General features: G+C 35.2%; 22 protein-coding genes, 2 tRNA genes and 1 pseudogene. 13 read left to right on the top strand and 12 right to left on the bottom strand.

What is annotated here, in order from left to right; genetic code table 11:
• Window positions 1–862: 862 nt before the first annotated feature.
• Genes BUC21_RS15105 through BUC21_RS15090 form a run of 4 tightly spaced genes read right to left on the bottom strand, consistent with a single transcriptional unit; the run spans window position 863 to window position 2,973 of the window.
• Complete coding sequence (locus BUC21_RS15105) at window positions 863–1,360, bottom strand: SPOR domain-containing protein (RefSeq protein WP_073403940.1); 498 nt, start codon at window positions 1,358–1,360, stop codon at window positions 863–865.
• Window positions 1,361–1,393: 33 nt separating this feature from the next.
• On the bottom strand, window positions 1,394–1,798 hold the full coding sequence (locus BUC21_RS15100) for a lipocalin-like domain-containing protein (protein ID WP_073403938.1): 405 nt from the start codon (window positions 1,796–1,798) through the stop codon (window positions 1,394–1,396).
• Window positions 1,795–2,565, bottom strand: a complete 771-nt coding sequence (locus tag BUC21_RS15095) for an SDR family NAD(P)-dependent oxidoreductase (protein WP_073403936.1) — start codon at window positions 2,563–2,565, stop codon at window positions 1,795–1,797. The genes BUC21_RS15100 and BUC21_RS15095 overlap by 4 nt, the downstream gene beginning before the upstream one ends.
• A 15-nt stretch (window positions 2,566–2,580) precedes the next feature.
• A complete protein-coding gene (locus tag BUC21_RS15090; protein ID WP_073403934.1) occupies window positions 2,581–2,973 on the bottom strand; it encodes an HU family DNA-binding protein in 393 nt (130 codons plus the stop codon).
• Window positions 2,974–3,240: 267 nt separating this feature from the next.
• On the opposite strand from BUC21_RS15090, the gene BUC21_RS15085 reads away from it, so the two are divergent.
• From BUC21_RS15085 to BUC21_RS15065, 5 genes are all read left to right on the top strand, one after another.
• Window positions 3,241–4,503, top strand: a complete 1,263-nt coding sequence (locus tag BUC21_RS15085; protein ID WP_073403932.1) for a DEAD/DEAH box helicase — start codon at window positions 3,241–3,243, stop codon at window positions 4,501–4,503.
• A gap of 107 nt (window positions 4,504–4,610) precedes the next feature.
• On the top strand, window positions 4,611–4,817 hold the full coding sequence (locus tag BUC21_RS15080) for a YtxH domain-containing protein (protein ID WP_073403930.1): 207 nt from the start codon (window positions 4,611–4,613) through the stop codon (window positions 4,815–4,817).
• Window positions 4,818–4,836: 19 nt separating this feature from the next.
• The gene (locus tag BUC21_RS15075) at window positions 4,837–5,196 is read left to right on the top strand and encodes a hypothetical protein (RefSeq protein WP_073403950.1); all 360 of its coding nucleotides are present in this window, start codon (window positions 4,837–4,839) and stop codon (window positions 5,194–5,196) included.
• Between the two features lie 3 nt (window positions 5,197–5,199).
• On the top strand, window positions 5,200–5,466 hold the full coding sequence (locus BUC21_RS15070; RefSeq protein WP_073403928.1) for a hypothetical protein: 267 nt from the start codon (window positions 5,200–5,202) through the stop codon (window positions 5,464–5,466).
• A 72-nt stretch (window positions 5,467–5,538) separates the two neighbouring features.
• On the top strand, window positions 5,539–6,960 hold the full coding sequence (locus BUC21_RS15065) for an alkaline phosphatase (RefSeq protein ID WP_073403926.1): 1,422 nt from the start codon (window positions 5,539–5,541) through the stop codon (window positions 6,958–6,960).
• A gap of 69 nt (window positions 6,961–7,029) precedes the next feature.
• Here BUC21_RS15065 and BUC21_RS15060 read toward each other — a convergent pair whose 3' ends face one another.
• The gene (locus BUC21_RS15060; RefSeq protein WP_073403924.1) at window positions 7,030–7,998 is read right to left on the bottom strand and encodes a type I phosphomannose isomerase catalytic subunit; all 969 of its coding nucleotides are present in this window, start codon (window positions 7,996–7,998) and stop codon (window positions 7,030–7,032) included.
• Window positions 7,999–8,273: 275 nt separating this feature from the next.
• Here BUC21_RS15060 and BUC21_RS15055 point away from each other — a divergent pair, with 275 nt between their 5' ends.
• Both BUC21_RS15055 and BUC21_RS15050 read left to right on the top strand, forming a co-directional pair.
• Entirely contained in the window at window positions 8,274–9,737 is a 1,464-nt protein-coding gene (locus BUC21_RS15055) for a S41 family peptidase (RefSeq protein WP_073403922.1), read from the top strand.
• Window positions 9,738–10,004: 267 nt separating this feature from the next.
• On the top strand, window positions 10,005–10,493 hold the full coding sequence (locus BUC21_RS15050) for a glutathione peroxidase (protein ID WP_073403920.1): 489 nt from the start codon (window positions 10,005–10,007) through the stop codon (window positions 10,491–10,493).
• Window positions 10,494–11,186: 693 nt separating this feature from the next.
• Here the strand turns inward: BUC21_RS15050 and BUC21_RS15045 are convergent.
• The 5 genes and pseudogenes from BUC21_RS15045 to BUC21_RS15025 form a co-directional block, all read right to left on the bottom strand.
• Window positions 11,187–13,151 (bottom strand): SUMF1/EgtB/PvdO family nonheme iron enzyme, encoded by a 1,965-nt coding sequence (locus BUC21_RS15045; RefSeq protein ID WP_073403918.1) that lies wholly within the window; start codon window positions 13,149–13,151, stop codon window positions 11,187–11,189.
• 128 nt (window positions 13,152–13,279) lie between these two features.
• Window positions 13,280–13,861 (bottom strand): hypothetical protein, encoded by a 582-nt coding sequence (locus BUC21_RS15040; RefSeq protein ID WP_073403916.1) that lies wholly within the window; start codon window positions 13,859–13,861, stop codon window positions 13,280–13,282.
• A complete protein-coding gene (locus BUC21_RS15035; RefSeq protein WP_073403914.1) occupies window positions 13,861–14,253 on the bottom strand; it encodes a hypothetical protein in 393 nt (130 codons plus the stop codon). The genes BUC21_RS15040 and BUC21_RS15035 overlap by 1 nt, the downstream gene beginning before the upstream one ends.
• Window positions 14,254–14,952: 699 nt before the next feature.
• Window positions 14,953–15,132: pseudogene (locus tag BUC21_RS16530) on the bottom strand (IS4 family transposase); the annotation flags it as partial.
• Window positions 15,092–15,268: a DUF4372 domain-containing protein gene (locus BUC21_RS15025; RefSeq protein WP_245797137.1), complete on the bottom strand. Its 177-nt coding sequence runs from the start codon at window positions 15,266–15,268 to the stop codon at window positions 15,092–15,094. The gene BUC21_RS15025 and the pseudogene BUC21_RS16530, both read right to left, overlap by 41 nt.
• Before the next feature lie 333 nt (window positions 15,269–15,601).
• On the opposite strand from BUC21_RS15025, the gene BUC21_RS15015 reads away from it, so the two are divergent.
• Together BUC21_RS15015 and BUC21_RS15010 are read left to right on the top strand one after the other, a co-directional pair.
• Entirely contained in the window at window positions 15,602–17,644 is a 2,043-nt protein-coding gene (locus BUC21_RS15015; RefSeq protein WP_073403910.1) for a DUF262 domain-containing protein, read from the top strand.
• The gene (locus BUC21_RS15010) at window positions 17,637–20,027 is read left to right on the top strand and encodes a DUF262 domain-containing protein (RefSeq protein ID WP_073403908.1); all 2,391 of its coding nucleotides are present in this window, start codon (window positions 17,637–17,639) and stop codon (window positions 20,025–20,027) included. Before BUC21_RS15015 ends, BUC21_RS15010 begins: the two co-directional genes overlap by 8 nt.
• A gap of 371 nt (window positions 20,028–20,398) precedes the next feature.
• Here BUC21_RS15010 and BUC21_RS15005 read toward each other — a convergent pair.
• Window positions 20,399–20,472, bottom strand: a tRNA-Asp gene (locus BUC21_RS15005).
• Window positions 20,473–20,525: 53 nt separating this feature from the next.
• Window positions 20,526–20,602, bottom strand: a tRNA-Asp gene (locus BUC21_RS15000).
• A gap of 242 nt (window positions 20,603–20,844) precedes the next feature.
• Here BUC21_RS15000 and purU point away from each other — a divergent pair.
• Genes purU through hisF form a run of 4 tightly spaced genes read left to right on the top strand, consistent with a single transcriptional unit; the run spans window position 20,845 to window position 23,801 of the window.
• Window positions 20,845–21,711 carry a formyltetrahydrofolate deformylase gene (purU, locus tag BUC21_RS14995; protein WP_073403948.1) on the top strand — a complete coding sequence of 289 codons (867 nt, stop codon included), beginning with the start codon at window positions 20,845–20,847 and terminating at the stop codon, window positions 21,709–21,711.
• 6 nt (window positions 21,712–21,717) lie between these two features.
• Complete coding sequence (hisH, locus tag BUC21_RS14990; protein ID WP_073403906.1) at window positions 21,718–22,314, top strand: imidazole glycerol phosphate synthase subunit HisH; 597 nt, start codon at window positions 21,718–21,720, stop codon at window positions 22,312–22,314.
• Window positions 22,315–22,324: 10 nt separating this feature from the next.
• Window positions 22,325–23,044 (top strand): 1-(5-phosphoribosyl)-5-[(5-phosphoribosylamino)methylideneamino]imidazole-4-carboxamide isomerase, encoded by a 720-nt coding sequence (gene hisA, locus BUC21_RS14985; RefSeq protein WP_073403904.1) that lies wholly within the window; start codon window positions 22,325–22,327, stop codon window positions 23,042–23,044.
• 1 nt (window position 23,045) lies between these two features.
• Window positions 23,046–23,801, top strand: coding sequence for an imidazole glycerol phosphate synthase subunit HisF (hisF, locus tag BUC21_RS14980; RefSeq protein ID WP_073403902.1), 756 nt, complete (start codon window positions 23,046–23,048; stop codon window positions 23,799–23,801).
• Window positions 23,802–23,827 lie beyond the last annotated feature (26 nt).

The raw sequence follows: 23,827 nt of genomic DNA, 5'->3' as shown, positions 1-23,827 counted from the left end.
CTTAATTGACGGTTCGCATTTCTATTTTACCAAGTACATGTAACAATACACGCACTTAATGCTCTTGTACTACTTGTTTCGTTTATTTATAATCTCTTCAAAGAACGATTTCTTTTTGTTTGCTCTAAGCGCCTTTATCAAGGCGAAAGCGGATGCAAAGATAAGACTTTTAAGTGATACGCTCCAAATTTTAAAGCAACTTTTTTAAAAGTTTTTTTCTTCAAACATCCCGAAGAACCAGCATTTCAATCAACACTCTGTCTCTCTTGCAAAGCGGGTGCAAAAGTAGAACTTTAATACTACCAATCCAAATATATCTAGCTCTTTTTTCTCACTATTTTTGCCACTAATAGGTAACTCACTGATCTGCAAGTGTGTTGTAGAACATATTTTTAGTGATTTTAGAAGAGGTTCAAGAAAGGTTCTCTTGGATATACATAATATATATACGCGCGCGAAAGAAGATAAAGAACGCCCCATAGCCTAATCTAAAGCTCAATTGCTATCATTATAACTACCAACAGAAAAATATAATATTGGTAATCGAGTAGAAGGAAAATGAAACAACTTTTCGTCCTATTCCATTTTCCGACATTCCATGCCACCATACGTACCGTTCGGCATACGGCGATTCCTTATTTACGATACTATAAACTTTAATAATCCATTTAGCAAGTACTGCTAGCCATTCTAAAGCTTTTACCCTTCAGAACAATGGCTTGCTACCGCCAACCCCATAACAAACTCACACCATTAAGTTATACACTATACACGGTGCACAAAACAAAAAGGCAGAAACTTCACAGCTCCTGCCTTTACTACCATAGAAAGAATATTCTATGGAAATATCAAAATAGATTTATCAAAATACTCTACGTAAAACCCAAGCACCCTGGAAATCTTTTCTGTTAGGATACTTAGCTTTAAAAGCTTCTTTAGAATCTGTTGCTGAAGCATAATCAGCAAAAGTACTAATAATAACACGATAATAATTATTATCTGGATTATAAGCAACAATAGCTTTATATCCAGCACGAATCATATCCTCCTGCAAAGCTTCTGCATTAGCTTTAGTCTGGAAACTACCGCAAACAACGCTATATTCAAGTAGCGTACCATTACCTTGAACAGTTAGTCTTTCCTGACGTGCACTATTTGTAGTTGTTGTAGCCTTCTTTGTTTCCACCAATGGAACATCGGCAACAGGAGCAACTTCAACAGGTTCTGCCACTTTAGGTTGTGCCAATTCTTGTTGTTTTGCTTTTTCATACGCTTTTTTGTATGCACTTTCACCTGATTTACAAGAAGTAAACGCCAGAACAACACATAAGCTTGTTCCTAATACTGCTAATTTTTTCATAATTTATTTTCTGTTTTAATTAATAATTTCAGATTAATATTTTCTGAAAACTGATTTTTCTCCATTATAATTTAATTGCAAAACAGAAGAAGAAAGTTCCTCTATTTTAAAAACCCTGACCCCATCTTTCCAATTTATATATCTTTCATAAGCTGGCCCACTGGTTGACTCGGGCAATATTTTAATCATTAATTCATCTCCATTAAAAGAGTAATTTCCAAAAATGGTTGTATAACTTCCATCCGAAAGCAAACAAATAGCCGAAAATGATTCCTTCATAAAATTATAGAACACACTATCTTCACTTTGCACAATTCCATCAGTATGTACATACTTCCGGAGTTGCCATTTATTTTCCAGAAGAGAATCATCACTAGCACAAAATGACACTAAAGTAATCAACAGTGCAAAAGATATTATGTTCAGCAACTTTTTCACGCTTCAGTCTTTTTGTAAGAGATAGTTCCCGTAGCCTGATTAGTAGGCATAATAAGAACTTCAGCAATTTGAATATGCTCAGGGGCAGATGCCGCAAAATAAATAGTTTCGGCTATATCTGTTCCAGTAAGCGGTTTTATTCCTTTGTAGAAATTATCTGCCTTTTCCTTATCTCCACGAAAACGAACAACTGAGAAATTAGTTTCAACCATACCCGGTTTAATATTTGTAACTCTTAAAGGAGTATCAACCAAGTCAATACGTAAACCATCAGACAATGCTTTTACTGCAGCCTTAGTGGCACAATAAACACTTCCTCCAGGATATGCCGCATCGCCAGCTATAGAACCTATATTAATAATGTGTCCCCTACCCCGCTCTACCATTCCGGGAGTGATCAATCTGGTCATGGACAATAAAGCACGAATATTAGTATCAATCATAATATCCCATTCGTCAAGATCACCCTGATATTCTTTATCCACTCCAAAAACAAGTCCAGCATTATTGATAAGCACATCAATATTTTCCCATTTTCCTTCTAGAGAAGCTAATGCATCAGTTGCAGCTTTCCTATCCCGAACATCAAAAACAAGTGGAAGAACTTGAATTCCAAATTCCGACTCCAATTCATTTTTAAGCTTCAGTAATTTATCTTCATTACGTCCATTTAAAATTAAGTCAGATCCTTTAGATGCGAATTTACGCGCACATCCTTCACCTATTCCACTGGTTGAACCTGTAATAAAAACAATCCTATTTTTCATTTTTTCACTAATTAGTTACTTCTTTCCAGGCACTCTCTCAAACTTTGATGTTTTCATCGTTGTTTTAAGTCTGACAGATGGGCGAAAATTTATATTTTTCACTTTAATAGACTGCCCCCTGATTTCCTCAACATCCTGAACTGTACGAGATTCGGCCGAAACAGAGAAAGTTCCCAACTCGTCTATGCTAACATTGTAACCATCCTGAAGTTTATCTTCAATGGTTTGCGCAAGTGCTTCAATTGCAGCTTTCATATCGGCTACATTCAAAGAACACTTCTCCGAAATTGCCTTACACAATTCCCGAGTATCGATTGTGCCTTTAGTAACCACTTGAGCATAGAAACCTTGCTTGGGTTTCTCACTAATGTTGTCGCGCATGGGCGTTAATCTGTATTGAATACTCATATATCTAAATATTTAAGTTATTACTTCATAGAACATAGATAAAAAGGTTTAGACCTTTTTTAAAAAAAGGCTAGAGTATTTTAAAATTAAATCTAGAGTTTTTTAAAGAAAGGTGTAGAGCAAAGATATTATATAAATATATATATTACATTAGTATATTAGTTAAATATCCTTAATCATTCAAGAATTTTCTCAATCCACCAGCACTTTAGAGTATCTTTGTCAATTTAGTATACACCAGCCGCGAGGCTACTTCAATTATTTTAAATGACATTTGAACAACTAGACCTTATAAGCCCAATATTAAAGGCTTTACAAGAAGAGGGTTACACCTCACCAACTCCCATTCAAGAACAATCAATTCCAATCGTATTAAAAGGCAAAGATTTATTAGGCTGCGCACAAACCGGGACAGGTAAAACAGCAGCATTTTCGATTCCAATTCTTCAAAAATTATATAAATCGGAGAAAAACAGAGGAATTAAAGCCCTTGTACTTACTCCTACCCGCGAACTAGCAATCCAGATAGAAGAAAGTTTCACAGCCTACGGACGTTATACCGGATTACGCCATACTGTAATCTTTGGTGGTGTTCCGCAGAAACCTCAGACCGATGCATTAAAAAAAGGTGTTGATGTTTTGATTGCCACTCCAGGAAGACTATTAGATTTAATTAATCAAGGTTTTATTTCATTAAAAACGCTGGAATTCTTTGTACTTGATGAAGCAGATCGTATGCTCGATATGGGATTTATTCACGATATTAAGCGAATACTTCCTATGCTTCCCAAGAAACGTCAGACATTGTTTTTCTCAGCAACAATGCCTCCAGAGATAGAAAAGTTGGCAAGCAGCATTCTTTTTCAACCGGAAAAGGTTGAAGTTACACCAGTATCATCTACAGTAGATATAATCCAGCAAAGTGTTTATTTTGTCGGTAAAAAAGAGAAGAAGGATTTACTCCTTCATTTATTAAAGAATCCGAATATTGAATCGGTTCTTATTTTTACCAGAACAAAACACGGAGCAGACAAAATTGCCAAGTTACTTATCAAAGAAGGTATTGAAGCTGCAGCTATTCACGGAAATAAGTCTCAGAATGCACGCCAACGAGCACTAACAAGCTTTAAGGATCACACTCTCAGAGTGCTTATTGCAACAGATATTGCTGCCAGAGGAATAGATGTTGATCAATTATCCCACGTAATCAATTACGAGCTTCCCAACGTACCAGAAACTTATGTTCACCGCATAGGACGTACAGGACGTGCAGGTCACGAAGGAATAGCGATTGCTTTTTGTGAGCCGGAAGAATTACCATATTTAAAAGACATACAAAAGCTTATTGGTATAAAAATTCCTGTAGTATTAAATCATCCTTTTATCTCTACTGAAGCAACAGTTGCCATTGAAGAGAAAAAGGAACAAATGAAAGAAAAAGCTAAAGAAAATAAGAAATACAGAGGAAACAAAGGCAATGGAGATTTTTGGCGCCGACAAAAAGTGAATCAGAAAAAAGATAAAAAATAATTTTTTTCAGATTTAAACCATCTAGTAGAAATAATTGTTCTAAAAAGTAGAACAACTAATCTAAAAAATACTTAGATTTGTAGTAAAACATTTTAAAAGCAATTGCTATGAAGAATCTAAATGTTATTGCTGCTTTACTAGGCGGCGCAGCTATAGGTGCTGCACTCGGTATTCTATTTGCCCCAGAAAAGGGAGAAGACACAAGAAACAAGATTGCTGAAATTCTTCGCAAGAAAGGTATCAAACTAAATCGTAGCGAAATGGAAGATCTTGTTAGTGAAATTGCTACAGAAATTGGCGAAGGAGCTGAATGAAACTAAAAAAAGAGTCACCATGTCCACAGAAAAAAACACAGTTGATAGTATCAGACAACTTATCGCAGAGCTCAAAGAATATGCGATATTACAAAAAGATTACGCAAAGTTACAGTTTGTAGAAAAATTAACTATTCTACTTTCTACACTTATTCTGATATTTATTCTGATTACTCTGGGTATGGTGACTTTATTTTATCTTCTGTTCTCCTTAGCTTATGTTCTTGAACCTTTAGTTGGACTATCTTTAAGCTTCTGCCTTATTGCTTGTCTAAGTATTTCAATTATAATTTGTATGATTGTATTCCGTAAAAATTTAATAACCAATCCTTTAGTTCGGTTTTTAGCAACCCTTTTCCTTAAGGATTCTAATAAATAATTTATGAAAATAACACATACACAATCCTCAGATAAAGGCATAACATTGGTAGATGTCGTTCGAAAGAGAGTCGAAACTAAACAAAAAATAGCTATGCAAAAAGAGAAAATCGCTGCAACTTATGCAGATATTCTCTCTCCTATATCAAATATTGCCTCTGGTCCATCGTTCCTTAACCGCTTTAAAACAGGCATAAACCTCTTCAATGGCATTATAGTTGGATTTAATTTAATGAAAAAATTCCGCAAATACTTCCATAAAAAAAGATAACTTTGTAGGGCTGAATTAAACTCAGCCCTATTTTTTTTATCTAATAGATTCAATAATTAATAAATAAAAGGAATGAAACCAAAATTTTATCTTTTGACATTCATCCTGTTTGCCGGATTTTTATTTAGTCAGGCAGATGGATATGCGCAAACTAAAACCGCCAAATATGTATTTTATTTCATTGGCGACGGAATGGGAGTTAATCAGGTAAACGGGACCGAGATGTATCTTGCAGAAAAAGAAGGAAGAATTGGGGTAAAACCTCTTACTTTCGCACAGTTTCCTTACAGTACAATTGCAACAACCTATTCAGTTTACAACTCAGTTACATGTTCCGCTGCAGCAGGTACAGCTTTGGCAACCGGAGTAAAAACAAAGAATGGAACAATCGGAATGGATAGTTTACGCAAATCACCTCTTTATAGCATAGCTGTCAAAGCTAAAAAAGCAGGCAAGAAAGTAGGAATTACCACCAGTGTTAGTATTGACCATGCCACTCCGGCAACATTCTATGCTCACCAACCGGATAGAAATATGTATTATGAGATAGCAACAGATCTACCTAAAGCAGGATTCGACTTCTATGCCGGAAGTGGATTTTTAGAGCCAAATAGCAAAACCAACAAAAACGCTCCTAATATATATACCCTATTTAAAGAGGCTAATTATACAGTTGCTAAAGGATATGAAGATTTTAAGGCGAAAAAGAATAAAGCTTCAAAAATGATTCTTATGCAACAAGATAACACTGATGCACACTCTATTCCATATGCTATCGACAGAAAGCCGGGCGATCTGACTCTTAGTCAAATTACAGAAAGCGCCATCAGCTTCCTTACAAAAGACAATAAGAATGGATTCTTTGTAATGATTGAAGGTGGTAAGATTGATTGGGCTTGTCATAGTAATGACGCTGCAACAGTTTTCAATGAAGTTATTGATATGGACAATGCTGTTAAAATTGCGTATGAATTCTACAAGAAACACCCAAACGAAACCCTCATTGTAATTACAGCCGATCATGAAACTGGAGGAATCGCTTTAGGCAACGGGAAATATGCATTAAATTTAAAAGCACTTGAATATCAGAAAGTGTCAGAAACAGAACTTTCAGAAAGAATTAAGCAATTGCGTAAAGACAAACAAAACGACGTTACCTGGAACGATATAAAAAACCTTTTGAGCGAAAACCTAGGTTTGTGGAGCCAAGTTAAGTTAAATGATAAGCAAGAACAGTTGTTAAAAGAAGAATACATCCGTTCGTTCCTTGGCAAAGATGTTAAGTTGGCTGAAAGTCTTTATTCTAAAGATGAACCAATGGCAGCGCTTGCAAAGCAAATTTTAAATGAAATTGCTATGGTAAGTTGGGCTAGTGGCGGCCATTCAGCCGGATACATTCCGGTATTTGCAATCGGAGCCGGAGCAGAGTTATTCCACGGAAAGATTGAAAACACTGATATCCCTAAGAAAATAGCTCAAGCTGCTAAATATTAAAAAAAGTATATCATAAAAAAAGAGGAATCATATTATATGATTCCTCTTTTTTTATATCAGAAATAAACACTATACGTAAGTTTCAAGCAACTTAGCTGAGCCTTCAGGTATAATAGTAATATCCATTGTTGAAGCAGGCAACAATACTGTTTCACCAGCATGAAGTTCTACTTCATTATTCTCATTATCAACAATTTTACAATCACCTTCCAAACAAATCAATACAACAAACGAATCTAATTCCGAGTAATCACAAGAAATAGTTTCAGTCATATCATAAAGAGATGTTGTGAAATAAGGACAAGCAACCAATTCTACAGGTTCATCCTTTACAGCTTCATACTCAGTTCTGTAGTCATCAAGCACTTCGTAGTCAATCGCATCTTTAGCCAGTTCGGTATGTAGCTCGCGAGTATTACCATTTGCATCTTTTCTATCAAAATCAAATATACGATATGTAATATCCGATGTTTGTTGAATCTCAGCAATAAAGGCTCCGGCACCAATACTATGGATACGACCTGCAGGAAGGAAGAAAACATCCCCTTTCTTTATAGAATATTCTTGTAAGACCTCAGTAATCGTAGAATTAAAGACCCTATCCTTATATTCTTTTGGTGTTATTTCCTGAGAAAATCCAGAGCGAAGTTTAGCATCAGGAGTAGCATCTACTACATACCACATCTCAGTCTTTCCCATTGAGTTGTGACGTTTTTTTGCCAACTCGTCAGAGGGGTGAACCTGGATTGATAAATCCTGCTGTGCATCAATAAACTTTATTAATAAAGGAAAGGTAGAATTAAAACGAGCATAATTACTTTCTCCAACTAATTCTCCTTTAAATCGTCTTACTAACTGCCCCAAGGTCATCCCTTTGAATTCTCCATTAGCAACCTCTGATTCATTATCCGGAACTCCAGATAGTTCCCAACTCTCACCAACATTTGGCATCTCTTCTGAAAGATGCTTAAAAGGAATAATTTTATCACCACCCCACAAGGTTTGTTTAAGGATGGGTTTAAACTTTAATGGATACATTATAATGTTATTATATATGGTTTAGATGTAGCAAACATACATAAAAATATTAATTTAACATCTATTACACTCCAATTTATTATGAAAAAAAATAAATTCATATATAAAATAGTAGTGTTTGTCAGTTATCATTCTATTTTGTATCAATTTTTTTATCAATAATTATAAGAATTCAATATTTATGAATTATATTTGTATTATTATTGACGCATTATATAATGCATTTCAAAAGAGTACACAATTTATTATACTAATAGAATAGTAAAATTAAAACAATGAAACTAAATCAATGGAAATTACTCGTTATGCTTGCAGCAATAGCAAGCATAACATTTTTTACAAGCTGCAAGGATGACGACAATAAAACTAAAACCGAAGAAAAAGCAGCTACCAAGACAGAGAAAGTTACTCAATTCGCACTAGATGTACTACAAGAGTTCTATCTATGGAGTTCTGAGATACCGAAAGTAGATGTTACTAAAATAAAAGATCCGATAGCAATGGTAGACAGTATAAAATACTCGGCCGACCATTGGACTACCTTAACGGATGACGCAGCCGGTCTAACCAGTAACTTTGCAGGGGAAGGAACATCTTTTGGATATTCACTTGGAGTATATCTTTTCTCTTATACTAGTACTCAATGTTATGCTGTAGTTCAGTTTGTTTATCCGGGCACTCCTGCAGAAAAAGCCGGTATAAAACGTGGTGATCTTATTCTGCAAATAAACAGTACCAATATTACAACCAGCAATTATACAGATTTATTCTATACATCCTCCATAACATTGGGCATGGCAAGTTTAAGCGGAAACACAATAAGTCTCAATGGCACAAAAATACCACTTACTGCCAGCACAATGTATCAGGAGCCTGTTAATACTTACAAAGTAATAGATAAAGGCACATATAAAATAGGTTACTTATGCTATACTGATTATACTTTAAAGTCTAATCAAAAACTGATTGATGTATTTAAGTCCTTTAAAACAGCAGGAGTAACAGATGTTGTACTAGACTTACGATATAATAGAGGAGGTTATTCTCTATCTGCACAACTCCTTAGCAGCATCCTTGCTCCTTCATCTATTGTTGATGGTAAACAAATATATTTGCAGCAAACATGGAACGATAAATATGCTGCATATTGGAAATCAAAAGGAACGGATTTAAATGAGTATTACAAAGACAGCTACACTTACGAAGACGAAGATAAAAACAAAGTAACCCTATCAACAAAAGATGCTAATATGAATCTAAGCAAGCTATATGTTTTAGTTTCAGGTAATACTGCATCTGCTTCGGAAGCTACAATAACAGGACTTTCTCCTTATATTAGTGTAACAACTATTGGAGAACAAACATCCGGCAAATATTGTGGTGGAATTGTATTTACTCCGGCCGACATTTATGAAAATCCAGATAAAGATCTTGATAACTGGGGTATATACTCAATGGTATACAGATATTCTGATAAAAACGGTAATACACCCTGTATGCCCGATGGCTTTACTCCTACATATAAGGTTGAAGATAATCCTTTTGATGGCTATTCAATGGGCGATGAAAAAGAACCATTATTGGCAAAAGCGTTAGAATTGATTACAGGTATACCTTCAACAAAGGCTAAAACAAAAGGTTTAATGTTTACACCTAAAGTTTTAAAGAACTCAGTTAACCGTTCAGGCAAACTTCATGATAAGTTAATAGAATTACCAGGACGATATCAGTTTAAATAATTATCATTAACATAAAAGAGGTCGCGTTCGGATATGCATTGTATCTGAACGCGATTTTTTTTAAAAGGATCGACAAATAATATTAAAATCAAAACTATTTATACCTTTTGTTTGTATATATGTTGCGCAAAACATAATTTCGTATAACGATAATAAGTTCAAAAAGCAGTTATGAAAAAAGTAACATTTCTCTTATCACTCTTGTTTTATATCTTTTTCGTGCAATTTAGTATTGCACAGAGTAATAACGCTAAAAAGAATAAGGTTATGGAAAAAGTAATTTTTGATTTTACAGCAAAAAGTAATAAAGGTCAAGATATCGATTTTGCTAAGTATAAAGGTAAAGTATTATTAATTGTAAACACAGCAAGTAAGTGTGGATTCACACCTCAGTATAAAGAACTTGAAGAACTAAACAAAAAGTATGCAGATAAAGGATTAGTAGTTATAGGATTCCCTTGTGATCAGTTTGGACATCAAGAGCCTGGAACCGATAGCGAGATTGAAAATTTCTGCCAGGTAAACTTTGGGGTTACATTCCAGCTTATGTCTAAAATTAACGTGAATGGAGATGATGCTCATCCTATTTATAAATTCCTTAAAAAGAAAGCATCGGGATTTATAGTTTCTGCTATAAAGTGGAATTTTACCAAATTCCTTGTTGCTAAAGACGGATATACAATAAAACGATATGCACCCACAACCACTCCTAAATCGTTAGAAAAGGATATTGAAGAATTTTTAAAAAAGAATTAAAACAATTATACTCTAAGAGAAAATTATTCAGTAAAAACAAAAAGTTACTGCCATCTGCCACTAAAATGCCTAAAAGTGCCTACCAATAAGCTTTGTGGTGGTGGCAGATAAAATATTTACACATTTTCATCTACTACTAATTACCATCATCTGCCACTAAAAATACAAATTTAAGACACTATCTCAACGTAAAAACAGCTACTGCAAGATTACATTATATAGTTGCTTACTACAAATTTCAAATCATAGCAAGGCTACTATATATATTTATTATCATTTTTAAAAGACATACATTATCTAATTCATTTAAAACAATAAGTAAGTTCGCAACTGAAGACTTATGGGTTCACGATAAAAGACCCATGGGTTCTCGGCCAAAGACTTACGGGTTCACGGCCGTGAACTTACCAAGTATAAAAAATAAAATCGGGTAAACAATTAATATTCAAATCTTTATACACAATGAAGAAAATCTTAGCATTATAAGAATAATGCTTTCTAAAAAAGTAGAGCATGCAAAGGTGAAGAAAAAAGAAATATATTGAGGAAAGTGAAGCGCTTTAAGAATGGAAATAAAGTTTGTAGCAGATGAATGAATTTAGTGGCAGATAAATTGTAAAACAAAAATATCAACCACCAAACTATACAATTATATATCAGTTAATTACGTTTGTTTTAGTAGCAGGTGGCAGATCAATCTGCATTTTTTAATAACCATGCAAGATTAAAACGATAATGCAGCCTGCTGCTCACCAGATGAATCACATTATCCGGTGTTTGTGTAGCTGCCAGATAACCACGCGGCTCAGCATGAGTTGCATCCATCTCAAAGAACTGAGTCCAGGCACCACCATTCAGGAACCGAGATTTTCCATCAGTGAGTAATTTCTTCACCGGCCAGGTTTTTCCTTCATCAAAAGACAAAGCAGCATACATTCCGTAACCTTTGAACTCTTTACCATTTTTATCTTTAAAAATCATTCCACGTTCCGATGGATTTGTACGCAAAGGATGATCTGTAAACGAAATGAGTAAAATAGGTCCTTCATTGAGTCGTCTTAAAACCAGTCGCTGATGACCTTCAAGAGGAGGAAATTCGGAAGCTGAATAAGTCCACGTTTTACCCATATCACTTGAAATGCTCATCGGCATACGCATTTTGCCAGATGAGTCGGCAATATTATTACTCCGTCCAAAAGCCATCAGTCTTCCATCCTTAAGTTGCACTACACCCGCATGAATTCCGGCAATAGTACCTCCAGTATCAGCCCATGTTTGTCCGCCATCCTTACTGATATGTACAGCCGTACTATCCTTTCCGCCTGGTCCGGCATCGCAAAGCTGAATAAACCAACCCTCTTTTGTCTTTATAGTTCCGGCAATAACCTGATGGCGTTTTGCATGTTCCGGTTCAATTATTCGCGGAGAACTCCATGTTTTACCATTATCGTAACTTGTTCTCTGCACCATCATTAAATTCTGCCAATCGCCCGCAGCCTCTACACCATTGATATGATAAAGCGTTCCTTTCCCATCGTTCATCAAAGCCGAACCGGTCATATTTCTGTCGGGCACCTTAAAGAAAAGTGATGCCGGATCCCATTTCTGAGCACCTGCACGCAATCGGGAAGCAAGCACTGTCATCTCACGTCCGTTCTCATGATCGGCAGAGAACCAGATAGCCAGTAAGTCACCATTGTCACACCAGGTTATAGCCGGTTGGTGATTATGCTGGTAAAAAGGAGTTTTAGAAGAACAATCCGGTTTTATAACAAAAGGAATTGGAGCCATAAACAAAGGAACTTTATCTTGTTTCTTCCATACAGCTTTAACCTGAGATACATGTTCACTATTTAAATTCGTTTCAAAAGTAGTTATTGGTTTGCTTGCTGGGTATTCTGCTTGTACAATACGGAAACCGGTTAATGCATGCTTATCATCGGGCAACATTGCCATGCGGTTCGAACTACGCAGAAAAGTTTCGGGTGTACTATGGCTGCCACCTCTCGTTACCCTGAACTCTCCCCTGCTCTGTCCTACAGGATTAGTTTGTGTATCTGAAAGATAAGGGCCATACCAATCCATACACCACTCTTCTACATTTCCATGCATATCGTAAATACCGAATGTATTAGGTGGCGTTTGTCCCACTTTTAGTGAAACAGACTGATAATCTCTCACAATTCTCTGATCTTTCTGAAAAACAGAAGGTAGTCCATCCCCCATGCTGAATGGATAATAGCTTCCTGCACGGCAGGCATACTCCCACTCCGCTTCGGTTGGCAACCTGTAAGTTTTACCTTCTTTCTTACTCAGCCATTTGCAGAAAGCCACAGCATCGTTGTAGCTTACAAATATCACAGCCTCGTCGTCGCCTTTAGAGAGACCTCTTTTTCCTCGTAAAACTTTATGTTCTGGACAAAACTCTTCATACTGTGCATTAGTAATTTCTGTTTTTCCAATCCGAAAGGGATTAGAAATAATAACTTTGTGTATCGGCGCTTCGTCGAAGTTTTCTCCAAGAGCAGATCCTCCCATATAAAAACTTCCTGCAGGAATGTTTGCCATCGGGATAAACTCTTTTTCCTGTGCATTTACAGAAGTTGATAGTAGAGAAAGTCCTATTCCCAGAAAAATTATCTTTTGTAAGTTTTTCATTGATTATTTTTTTGTACTTACAAAGATAGTCAATGCTTAAAAAATATACAATCTAAAAAGGTTATAAGAACAAAGATAGCGATTCAAGACAATTAAGTATAGCAGACAAAGGACCTTCATATAAATACCTAAAAAGATAAATTATTTACCAAATTCACTAGTTCAATGGTATATTTTTCCCTCTTTAAAGGCTCAATTTCTTTATTAGTCTCTCTATATATCTTTATAATATCCAGCTCTTTTAAAGGTGAGCAAGTGGGCATAGATAGTTCTAAATCAGTTGTTTTACATGGCCAAGCTACTAGATGATATTTAGCATCTTCAAAATTGTTTATGTTTGTTTTGTCAAAAGAAAAAAAGCCTTTACGAGCAAACTTTATGAATGAATAGCAATATATCCGCTTTATATAAGTATCAATAGGATTGTTCTCATAGGATATATTACATGAGTCTAAAATAAAGGATAATTCTTTTTGCTGTTCTTCTAAATGTAATATTTGACGTAAAAATGGGTTAATTCCTATTTCCTCTTCCTTAAAAAGAAAAGGTAAACGTTTGATCGTCTGAGTTAATAACTTGTTTTTTTTATCATTCTCATAAATAACTGTAGGAACCATTCCACCAGCCGAAGCTGCATGAATATAATATGGGCTGATTTTGACAAACCAATCCATATCCTTATTTAATAATTCATTTTCTGAATATGCCATTAATTACTAATATTAAATGTATCTAAACAATTTTGGCAATAATTTATTTTTTGTAATGTTCGTGGACGATACGCATTAGAAAAAGTTAATTGATTTATTGCTATTGTATCGTTTTGTTTCAATACTTTATTGGCAGCATGGACTTCACCACAATTCCCAAGATAATTTTTATATCTTTTCTCTGCTAAATTGCCTAATATTTCCAATTTACCTTTTAAGCGAGTAGTAAGCAGCTTTTCTAACTCTTTTTTAGTCATTCGACTTTTATTACAACTCCACCCTCTATATTGCTGATATTCAGCACCAACAAAAACTTCAGGGTCTTTTTGTAAACGTCTAAAAATATAGGCCTTTTTAATCACTAAACATTCTAAAGATATAGAGCAATTCATAATACTTGTCTTTTTTATACAAAAATAGACAATAATTCTGAAATATAAGTGTCTAAAAATTAATATTCTTATATTAAAAAAAAAATCTACATTAACTTTATCTCGTATAATAATACATAAAAAGCCCTTGCCTAACTCTCTTCGAGTAAACAAACTTATTTAAATCAAAATAAAAGATAGACAAAAAAATAGTTTAATCAATTTTGTAATTTATAGTAAGAAATAAATAATATAAAAAAGAGAAGCCCAAAAACTAAGTTTTCAGAGCTTCTCTTGCGGTGCGTACGAGAGATAAACCTTAGTTCTAATCTTCACATAAACAATAATTTAAGAAGGAGAACCACGTATTACGAATATAAAACAGAATCAGTCGAAACAATGTTACAAATAATATTTGTCAAATCATGCTTAAAAAACCTTTTTAAATAAATTCAAAACAGTTTCTTAGACAAACTCTCTAAAGATGAACGAAATATATCAATGCTCAACTGTTTTCCTTGCAAGCTGTACTTCATAAAATCACCTTTTAACACTCAAGGATAAACATTTTTAGCTAAATGAGGAATATATGCACTTATATTTTAATGAAAATCAATGGATTGTTATTGTTCAGGGGGCTCTATTTAGGCGATAACTTCCAATTCTAAAAAATCAAGAACTATTTTATATCATTAGTGTCCCATTAAAAATGGGACGTTATTAAAAATCAAATAAACTTGGCTCATTAAGCCTAAAACGTTCTTTGTCATATTGAAATTTAGTTTTGTTGAAGAGGTATCAGAGATGAGTTTTGTCGGTCAATGATATACTTAAGATCTGCAAGACTTCGTATGTGTTTCTATTCAGTTTCATGTCTTTTTGAACGAGAACGACCAAGCATCAGCGCAAGTAGTTGATTCCAACAAGTGAAATGCTTAACATACTTATTGCCTTCGTATTTGCGAACAATATAGTAGAACCAGTTTCTATCTAAGAACGATACGAGTTGAGCGAAAACGAATTTGTCTCTATTCATTTACAATCCTATTTAAGACTGTAAAGATGAAAATTCAAATCCGTTTAATCGAAAATCCTTTACAACTAACTAATTTTCAAATATTTCAAAGAGTCATTTTAGATTTTAATGGGACAGCAATGATTTTATATCTTAAAATATTTCTTCTGCAATGGCAATCTTTCTTACAGTCTATTTGCATGTGTAGATTATTTTTACGAATATTGCATATAAATTATAAAGGCAATGATTGAATATTATAAACTTGAGTATCCTTAATATATCAAGAAGAAGTAATACATACAACCTTTAGATATTAGTCTTTTAATTCTACCAACAGATTATATATAAAACATGAATGAATATAATGATGTCTCAATTGTCAAAGAAGCAAGGCAAGAAAACATTCTGAAACTTTGGGCGTTACCTGAGCTTTGCAACAAGAACTTCTTTATCCCTGATTATCAACGTGGATACCGTTGGGGAACACGTCAAGTAGAGCAATTGCTTGATGATCTTTGTGCATTTTTTGATAAGGGTAAAGGACAGTTTTATTGTCTTCAGCCCATAGTAATCAAGGAAATAACTAAGGATGAAGATAAGAACAAATACGGTCTAAACTCAAAAAACAACAACAATAAATGGTATGAGGTTATCGATGGTCAACAGCGTTTAACAACCATTCGTGTCATTTTTGCCTTGGCTCACTTGATGGATCGCGATAACAAAGAGCGATTTACATTGAGGTACAAAACACGTCCTGAACTGGGCAACTTTTTTGAAAAACTTCGGCGTAATAACGAAGATGACTATCGCATTGATGCAGAGAATCAAGAAGATTTGGATATTGACTCCTGGCATATTCTTGAAGCAGCCAACTGCATGATGCGCTGGTTTAAGAAAGGAGAAGCAAGGGGTAATGGATTACGGTACTTCAAAGGTTCTTTTTACGAGAACTTCACTCACCCCAAAGACATTGAAGATAAAAAGTCAGTACAGGTTATATGGTATGAACTATGCGACGGTAGTGATCCTAATGAAACCTTCAAGCGTCTGAATGACAAAAAGGTTTCACTCAATAATGCTGAGCTTATTCGTGCCATGTTTCTATCCGATTCAGCTGTTTACGAATATGAAGAGGCATTGATAAACGGTTATCCTGAAGAAGTTCAGAATATCGTTATCGAACGCGAGCAAGCCCGTAAACAAGCTCATATCATTGAGCAGTGGGATATCATTGAAAAGCAACTGCGTCAACCCAAATTTTGGGCTTTTGTAAAGAAAGACGCTTCTGATAAAGGCTACAGTAGCCGTATTGAGTATCTCTTTGACTTAATCTCAAAGAAGAAGCCTAACGATAAAGACGAGCTTACTACTTTCCTGCGTTTCGAAGAGATGATGCGAGAAAAAAATGATGTAGAAGGTCTGTGGCATTTATGGCTGAAAGTAGAGAATTACTTTGCTACACTTTTCTCTTGGTATACAGATCGTAACTATTACCATAAGATTGGCTACTTAATTGCCGAAACAGATAATAATGCGTTGGTAGATTTACTCGACAAATCAGCTAAGATGACAAAAACAAAGTTCAGCAAGAGCCTTGATTGGCTCATCAAGCTTCATTTAACCAACAATAATACGGATGCCGATGTGTATAGCTACAGCTATGATGAAAACCGAACCGAACTCAACCGTTTGCTCTTCTTCTTCAATGTGGAGTCTACACGTATAGCCACCACACAGGATAAGTTTCCATTTGAACTCTATAAAGCTACAAATTGGACTCTGGAGCATATCCATGCCCAGAACTCAGAGCGCATTGACCGAACCGACAAGCAAAAGTGGATAGAGTGGATAGATGAAAATATTAAGGCTCTGAAGCACTTGCAGAAACGCTTCAAGGATAATGAATCATTCGAGCCAACAAAATTGATTGAGATGTTGGAAGAAAAGAGAAATATTGTAAAAGTCAATACCTTCGTATTCAATGATTTTACCAAATGCTTTGATAGCGTAAATGCATACTTCGATAATATGGCTAAAGCTGAAGGTGGATCGCCAGAAGTTCATAATATTTCCAATATGGCTTTACTCAGTGGTAGTGTGAATACATCAATTGGGAACTCTGTATTTGAGGTTAAACGGCAGCTAATTATGAAAAAGGATGCAGAAGGTGAATACATTCCATACTGTACCCGGCTTGTTTTCTTGAAGTACTACAACAAAAACAAGGAAGATTTCAGCGTACAACAATCATTTTATTGGAGCGAAGAGGACAGAAAGAATTATCTCAATGCAATAAAGAACATACTGGAGAAAGTCCTTAATACTACTAACCCTGATAAGGAAGAAACAACAGAAAATATAGAATCAAAGGAAGAAAATAAGTATGAATAATATAGGTAAACTTACAACTTTTCATCAACTGTTAATTGATGAAAATACCATTATCATCCCCAAAGTTCAGCGCGACTACGCTTATGGAAGACAAGAAGACAAAGTAGCTGAAGTGCTGAATGATATTCTTGAAGGAATCTTGCAGGCTGTCAAAAGCAAGAACACTAACATCCTTGACTTTATATACGGCGGATCATACGTTCGTAAAAATAAAATTATCGGCGGCTTGATTCCACTTGATGGCCAACAACGTTTGACCACGCTATTCCTCCTCCATTTCTATGCATCCCTACTTAGAGACGAACAAGGAAATATAGTCTCTCAAGAGGAAGTAGACATCTTGACTAAGTTCAGATATGAGACTCGCCAATCTGCAACCGAGTTCTGCCTACATTTAGTGAAGGAAATCCGTAAAAATTTACTCAAGAGCTATAAACCTGGGATTAATAATATCAAGGAGCTTATCGAAGATGATGCCCTCTACCTGAGCACATATAACAGTGATCCAACTATCTTATCCATGCTTAATGTTCTTCATAAAATCGAGAGTAAGTGTGCAGAAATAGATGTAAACAATCTTACTCCTTGCCTCTGGAAACGTCTAATAGATGGCGATTACATCAAATTTTATACACTCTCGCTGGAAGATTTCGGTTTGACTGATGATCTCTTCATTAAAATGAATGCACGTGGAAAGAAGCTCACACAGTTTGAAATATTCAAGTCGAACATGATGGCAGACATTGATATGGTTGACAAAGACTTAAAAGATGTCTTCTCAAAAAAAATGGATACAGAGTGGATAGACATTGTATGGGACTATACCAATAAGACACTTGACAACAAACGTGTTTCCCTCGATATAACTCAGGAAGCGGACAAAAAGTATTCTACACTTTTCAATAATATATTCCGTCTAGAATTCTATCGTAGAAACCTTCCGTCCTTAGATCAGAAAGAACCGACTATTAGGAATATTTTCTCTGATAAAGGAGGCATTGAGGATGTAATTGATATATTCAACACACTATACAAAATTCATAAGAATGAAGGGTTCGATAAATTGTGGTTTAAATATTTCTACTTTTCTGATTCGATAGTTGGTCGAGATGACAGTATCCGTCTGTTCTGGAGCCGTAAACGTAATTCTGTATTTGAGTTAGCGATGCTTGGCGATCTGACAGTTCCAGAAATTATTTATTTCTATGCTTTATATCTGCTTTATAAAAGGGAAGCAAGTGAAAAAGTAAGCAAGAAGTGTTTGAGAATAATACACAACCTAATGACATCCAACGTCCGCGTTGTAGATGCACGTACCGATAAGCTCCCCAGCTTCTTGACTGAAGTTAAATATATTATAGACCACGAAGGAATTGACGTTTACTATGATAAAGATGAAGCTATAACCATTGATGGTAAAATTCATAAACTAGCATTTACACAGAATGCATGGAATGAAGAGTACAAGAAACAGAGGTATCTGGATACTATGGACTATGAACTTCTTATAAAGTATGAGAATCACAATATACTCCAATGTTCATTGTCTCTCTTCATGGATTTCTGCCTTGATGAAACAACTGTAGAGGATTACAAAGTTACAGAGCCTCTTGATGCAGCAAAACTACTAAGACTTCTTGTTAAGTTTGAAACTGTATTTTCGGATGAGTATTCTGAATATTTTGAGAGAATCCGTATTGCTCAACTCGATTCTGAGATTGAATACATGCAGTATGATCCTTATATGCAAAAAGATGGAGGAAGTAGTGTACGCCGCTACTTTCTTACTACACAATGGAATCTCAGTAACTTCTATATCAGGTATGGTCAGCGCAGAAATCAAGAAAGCATCTTACAAATACTTGACAAGATGCCAGTACCAGCCGAACTGAAGTCACCTGAAAAAAAGTGCATGGAGTTCTCCATCCGTGATTGGAAATACTATTTAGCCAAGTATCCATCCGAATCAAACAGGGATTATACCCGGTATGGCATGGGTGTATGGGATAATCGTGACGAAAATCCTCTTGACTTAATTATTCTTAATAGTTCGCAACATAGTGAAAACAATCTTGAGTGGATGATGATGACCAATATTCTTTGGAATCGTTTAGGTAACAGCCAAATCTACCAACTTGACGATCATGGATGCAGCCCAATTCTGATTACAAGTTGTGGAGCTGCTATTAGTTTTAAAAATGGAGTCTGGTTTATAGAGTCACTCGTAGATATAGTTTCAACAATCACATATAAGCATCCTGAACTTATAGTTAAAGCTCAGGAAGAAAGAAATGTGACAATAGATCTTCCAAAGAATGAAAACACAATGGACTATATTGATTTAGGTATACTACTAGTTAGACTTATTGAAAATAAAGACTAATACATAACCTGAAATCATTGCTGTTCCATTAAAAATAAAAATAGTTCTTTGAAAGAATTGAAAAACAGTTAGTTGCAAGGGTTATTCAAGTAAACTGACTTGAATTTGTGGCTTTAATCAGAATAATCTGATAACATACATTTAAGACAAACTCCATCTTCTATGGCTCTGTAGCTAACTCTATTTCAAAACACAAAGAACAGTTTGGAGCAAATGGGCCAAATTTAATCACGTCCAAATTTTAATTTATACTTAAGCTTTAAATCCCTCAGGATCCCCAATTTATTGACTGATCCCTGATTTCCAAGTTATACACCATGCACGGCGCACAAAAAAAAGCCTCAAAAACTTAGTTTTTGAGGCTTCTCTTGCGGTGCGTACGAGACTCGAACTCGTGACCCCATGCGTGACAGGCATGTATTCTAACCAACTGAACTAACGCACCAATATTTCAATAAAAAACACTATCATTTATGATTGCAAATACAAATTTAACTTTGGCGGTGCGTACGAGACTCGAACTCGTGACCCCATGCGTGACAGGCATGTATTCTAACCAACTGAACTAACGCACCAATATTTTGTATTGCTATCATTTCTGATTGCGGATGCAAAGGTAGACATTTTTTTCATTCCTGCAAGTACTAAAAGAAAAAAAACTCATTTTTTATTCATTTTAGTCTCATAAAAGCATGTTTTATTCAGTTCGAAGTGACAAACAATAACATTTAATACAAACTTCTTGCTTTAATAATTCATTCTTTGGCAATAATTCGCTATTTTTGCGAACTCATAATGATAACTAATGATAAATAAGATGCAAGCAAACAAAAATACCGCAAAGTTGTTACTTCACTGTCCCGATAAACCAGGGATTATATCCGCGGTAACAGATTTTATTACGATTAATAAAGGAAATATTGTTTATCTTGATCAGTACGTTGATCATATTGAAAACATTTTCTTTATGAGAATTGAGTGGGAACTAAGCGACTTTCTTATCCCAAGAGAAAAAATAGAAGATTACTTTGATACTTTGTACGCTCAGAAGTATGAGATGAACTTCCGTCTATATTTCTCGGATGTTAAACCACGCATGGCGATATTTGTTTCTAAAATGTCTCACTGCTTGTTTGACATGCTTGCACGTTATGCTAACGGTGAATGGAATGTGGAAATTCCTCTTATTATAAGTAATCACCCTAACTTGCAGCATGTAGCAGATAAATTTGGTATTCCGTTCTACCTTTTCCCTATAACTAAGGAAACAAAAGCCGAACAGGAAGCTAAAGAAATGGAGCTTCTTGCTAAACATAAAGTGAACTTTATTGTTTTAGCCAGATATATGCAGGTTATATCAGAGAACATGATCAATTCTTATCCTAACAGAATTATCAATATACACCACTCTTTCCTTCCGGCATTCGTAGGTGCTAAGCCTTATCATGCAGCTTTTGAAAGAGGTGTAAAAATTATTGGTGCAACCAGTCACTATGTTACTACTGAGCTTGATGCCGGTCCTATTCTTGAACAGGATGTGGTTCGTATCACTCACAAGGATACTGTGGAAGATTTGGTTAATAAAGGAAAGGATCTTGAAAAGATTGTTCTTTCACGTGCAGTACAAAAACATATTGAACGTAAAGTTCTGGCTTACAAGAATAAAACTGTAATCTTTAGTTAAAGATAAATGAATATAGCTATTGTAAAATATAATGCAGGAAACATCTATTCGGTAGATCATGCTTTACGTCGTTTGGGTATAAATGCAGTAGTAACTGCCGATAAGGAGATTCTGGCTAAAGCTGATAAAGTAATTTTTCCGGGAGTTGGTGAAGCTGCTACAACTATGCAACATTTAAAAACCAACGGTCTGGATAAACTGATTGTTGATTTAAAGCAACCGGTTTTAGGTATTTGTCTGGGTATGCAGCTTATGTGTAGCCATTCAGAAGAGGGCAATGCTGATTGCCTGAATATCTTCCCAACTGAAGTAAAGCTTTTCCATCCTGAAAAACATGAAGATAAAGTTCCCCACATGGGATGGAACACTATCTGTGATGTAAAGGGAGATCTTTATAACGGATTTACCAAAGAGGAATTTGTTTACTTTGTGCATAGCTTTTATGTTCCTTTCAACGAATTTACTATAGCTACAACAGATTACATACATCCGTTTAGCGCGTCATTACAAAAAGATAACTTTTATGCTACACAGTTCCACCCGGAAAAAAGCGGAAAAGTAGGAGAACGCATATTAGAAAACTTCATCAACTTACCATTATAAATTATAGAATATGATTGAAATCATTCCTGCTATTGATATTATTGAAGGAAAATGCGTCCGCCTTTCCAAAGGTGATTATGATAGCAAAAAAGTATATAATGAGAGTCCTGTTGAGGTAGCAAAGGAATTTGAAGCAAACGGCATCCGCCGACTTCATGTTGTTGACCTTGACGGAGCTAAATCTCATCATATTGTCAATTATCATATCCTGGAAAAGATCGCAACTCAAACATCTTTAATCATAGACTTTGGGGGAGGTATTAAGAGTGATGAAGATCTGAATATTGCTTTCAACAGCGGAGCACAAATGATTACCGGCGGAAGCATTGCCGTAAAAGAGCCTGAACTGTTTTCTGAATGGATCAGTAAATATGGAAGTGACAAAATTATACTTGGAGCAGACGTCAAAGATAAGAAAATTGCAGTAAGTGGATGGAAAGAAGGTACAGATGTTGAACTGATGCCTTTCCTTGATCAATATATAAAAAAGGGGATTAAAAAAGTAATTTGTACGGATATAGAATGTGATGGTATGTTACAAGGACCATCTACTGATCTTTATAAAGAAATACTAGAAGAATATCCTTCACTCTACTTAATTGCAAGTGGAGGAGTTAGCTGTATTGATGATATTATAAAACTTGAAGAAGCTAAAGTTCCCGCTGTAATTTTTGGGAAAGCGCTTTATGAAGGTAAAATTCAACTTAAGGATTTAAAGATATTTATATAGTATGTTAGCGAAAAGAATTATACCTTGCCTGGACATCAAGAACGGAACAACCGTAAAAGGTACAAATTTCGTCAATCTGCGCGAAGCCGGAGATCCGGTAGAACTAGGGCGTGCTTATAGCGAACAGGGTGCAGATGAACTGGTTTTTCTGGACATCACTGCTAGCCATGAAGGACGGAAAACTTTTACCGATCTTGTAAAACGGGTTGCCGCAAACATCAGCATCCCATTTACTGTTGGTGGAGGAATTAATGAAATAAAGGATGTAGACCGTTTGCTAAATGCAGGTGCCGACAAAGTATCGATTAACTCTTCTGCAATCCGAAATCCTCAATTAATAAACGATATCGCTAAAAATTTCGGATCTCAGGTATGCGTTGTTGCTATTGACGCTAAACAACAAAATGATATTTGGAAATGTTACTTGAACGGAGGAAGAATAGAAACGGATAAAGAACTAATTTCGTGGGCTAAAGAAGCTGCCGATCGTGGAGCCGGAGAAATACTATTTACCAGCATGAATCATGATGGAGTAAAAAATGGATATGCAAACGAAACATTGGCTCTTTTATCAGAATCGTTGCCTATTCCGATCATCGCTTCCGGAGGAGCTGGTGCAATGGAACATTTTAAAGATACTTTTACCCTAGGAAAAGCTGATGCTGCTTTGGCTGCCAGTGTATTTCATTTCGGAGAAATTAAAATTTCCGAATTAAAAGATTATCTTTGTGCACAAGGAATAACTGTTAGACGATAACAAGTCGAATAATGAATTTTAATATA

The organism is Bacteroides luti (genome assembly GCF_900128905.1).
GTDB classification, from domain to species: domain Bacteria; phylum Bacteroidota; class Bacteroidia; order Bacteroidales; family Bacteroidaceae; genus Bacteroides; species Bacteroides luti.
Note: the sequence above shows the minus strand (reverse complement) of the source record. Positions and strands in the feature narration are given on the sequence as shown.

Coding starts and splice junctions, on each gene's coding strand:
- BUC21_RS15105 (WP_073403940.1), bottom strand. CDS start 1,360: ATGAAAAAATTAGCAGTATTAGGAACAAGCTTATGTGTTGTTCTGGCG.
- purU (WP_073403948.1), top strand. CDS start 20,845: ATGCAAGCAAACAAAAATACCGCAAAGTTGTTACTTCACTGTCCCGAT.
- BUC21_RS15050 (WP_073403920.1), top strand. CDS start 10,005: ATGGAAAAAGTAATTTTTGATTTTACAGCAAAAAGTAATAAAGGTCAA.
- BUC21_RS15065 (WP_073403926.1), top strand. CDS start 5,539: ATGAAACCAAAATTTTATCTTTTGACATTCATCCTGTTTGCCGGATTT.
- BUC21_RS15060 (WP_073403924.1), bottom strand. CDS start 7,998: ATGTATCCATTAAAGTTTAAACCCATCCTTAAACAAACCTTGTGGGGT.
- BUC21_RS15045 (WP_073403918.1), bottom strand. CDS start 13,151: ATGAAAAACTTACAAAAGATAATTTTTCTGGGAATAGGACTTTCTCTA.
- BUC21_RS15070 (WP_073403928.1), top strand. CDS start 5,200: ATGAAAATAACACATACACAATCCTCAGATAAAGGCATAACATTGGTA.
- BUC21_RS15080 (WP_073403930.1), top strand. CDS start 4,611: ATGAAGAATCTAAATGTTATTGCTGCTTTACTAGGCGGCGCAGCTATA.
- hisH (WP_073403906.1), top strand. CDS start 21,718: ATGAATATAGCTATTGTAAAATATAATGCAGGAAACATCTATTCGGTA.
- BUC21_RS15075 (WP_073403950.1), top strand. CDS start 4,837: ATGTCCACAGAAAAAAACACAGTTGATAGTATCAGACAACTTATCGCA.
- BUC21_RS15055 (WP_073403922.1), top strand. CDS start 8,274: ATGAAACTAAATCAATGGAAATTACTCGTTATGCTTGCAGCAATAGCA.
- BUC21_RS15010 (WP_073403908.1), top strand. CDS start 17,637: ATGAATAATATAGGTAAACTTACAACTTTTCATCAACTGTTAATTGAT.
- hisF (WP_073403902.1), top strand. CDS start 23,046: ATGTTAGCGAAAAGAATTATACCTTGCCTGGACATCAAGAACGGAACA.
- BUC21_RS15095 (WP_073403936.1), bottom strand. CDS start 2,565: ATGAAAAATAGGATTGTTTTTATTACAGGTTCAACCAGTGGAATAGGT.
- hisA (WP_073403904.1), top strand. CDS start 22,325: ATGATTGAAATCATTCCTGCTATTGATATTATTGAAGGAAAATGCGTC.
- BUC21_RS15090 (WP_073403934.1), bottom strand. CDS start 2,973: ATGAGTATTCAATACAGATTAACGCCCATGCGCGACAACATTAGTGAG.
- BUC21_RS15040 (WP_073403916.1), bottom strand. CDS start 13,861: ATGGCATATTCAGAAAATGAATTATTAAATAAGGATATGGATTGGTTT.
- BUC21_RS15025 (WP_245797137.1), bottom strand. CDS start 15,268: ATGAATAGAGACAAATTCGTTTTCGCTCAACTCGTATCGTTCTTAGAT.
- BUC21_RS15085 (WP_073403932.1), top strand. CDS start 3,241: ATGACATTTGAACAACTAGACCTTATAAGCCCAATATTAAAGGCTTTA.
- BUC21_RS15015 (WP_073403910.1), top strand. CDS start 15,602: ATGAATGAATATAATGATGTCTCAATTGTCAAAGAAGCAAGGCAAGAA.
- BUC21_RS15035 (WP_073403914.1), bottom strand. CDS start 14,253: ATGAATTGCTCTATATCTTTAGAATGTTTAGTGATTAAAAAGGCCTAT.